The organism is Mesorhizobium sp. M7A.F.Ca.CA.002.09.1.1 (assembly GCF_003998555.1).
In the GTDB taxonomy this organism is placed as follows: domain Bacteria; phylum Pseudomonadota; class Alphaproteobacteria; order Rhizobiales; family Rhizobiaceae; genus Mesorhizobium; species Mesorhizobium ciceri.
Map to the genome: position 1 here is coordinate 1 of NZ_RZRR01001248.1, position 1,209 is coordinate 1,209.

At 65.5% G+C, this 1,209-nt stretch carries 2 protein-coding genes; one reads left to right on the forward strand and one right to left on the reverse strand.

Annotation, left to right across the window (positions count from 1 at the left end):
• The coding region (locus tag EN994_RS32240; RefSeq protein WP_164746456.1) for a siderophore-interacting protein at nt 1–603 on the forward strand (603 nt) is incomplete at its 5' end.
• 7 nt (nt 604–610) lie between these two features.
• Here the strand turns inward: EN994_RS32240 and EN994_RS32245 are convergent.
• On the reverse strand, nt 611–1,209 hold a 599-nt coding region (locus EN994_RS32245), incomplete at its 5' end, for an AbrB family transcriptional regulator (protein ID WP_206530557.1).

Sequence of the window (1,209 nt, forward strand, 5' to 3'; positions counted from 1 at the left end):
GGCCAGACAATCAGGCCGTCGGGCGACGATGCTCTTGCCGTGCGGGTCTACACGATCCGGGCGCTGGATGCCGCAAGCGGCTGGCTCGATGTCGATTTCGTGCTGCACCCCGGCCAGGAGACGCCCGCCGCCAGCTTCGCGCAAAATGCACGGGCGGGAGATGTCATCGGCATGATCGGACCCGGTGGCGGCGACGCTCCGGTGGCGCAGACCTTGCTTCTGCTCGGCGACGACACAGCACTTCCCGCCATAGGCAGGATTCTGGAAGATCTGCCGCCGTCAACACGCGCTGAGGCGCTGATCGAGATCGATGGGCCGGACGACCGGATGGCGCTGGCGCAAGGGGATAATATCGACATCACCTGGCTTTACCGGCACGGCCGCGAGGCCGGCACCGCGGGCCTGTTGTCCGCCGCCTTGCGCGAGCGCAAGCACATGGCGCTTGCCGACGGCCTGTACGTCTGGGTCGGTTGCGAATTTGGCGATTTCCGGGAGATCCGCAAGATCGTGCGCAAACAGTGGGGCCTGCCGCGCGACCGCCACCTGGTTACGGCCTACTGGCGCCGGGACGCGCACAGCGTGGGCGAGGGCGGCGAGGACTAGCCGCTGCCTATTGCCTGACGCTTCTCGCCACCAGCCGCGCGACGCTCGGGCCGATCAGCAGCACGATCAGGAAGCGTGCTGATTGCAGCGCCATGACGAAAGAGATGTCGACGTTCTGCGCTGCTGCAGCGATGATGGCGATGCTGTCCATGCCGCCGGGGCTGGTCGCCAGATAGGCGGTCAGCGGATCGATGCCCAGGAGATGGCTGATCATGAAGGCAAGGCCGCCGCAAAAGGCGATCAAGGCCACGATCGAGGCGATGATCTGCGGCAAGGCGCGCGCCGCATGGCGCAGGATCGCCCTTGTGAAGTTCAGGCCGATCGACCAGCCGACCATGGCGTAGCTGACGGCCAGCAGCCATTGCGGCAATTGCATTTCCACGACCAAGCCGAGATGGACGACGGTGCCGAAGATGAAGGTGCCGAGGAAGAAGGGCGAGGGCAGTCGGCACAACTTTCCCGCCAGGCCGCCTACGACCGCGATGCCGATGGTGGCGGCGAAGGCTTGGGCATCGATCGGCGGAAACCAGACGATGGCGGGGATTTCGACCTCAGACGTGTCGACCCACATCTTGGCAACGAGTGCCCCCGTCATCGAGACGAAGA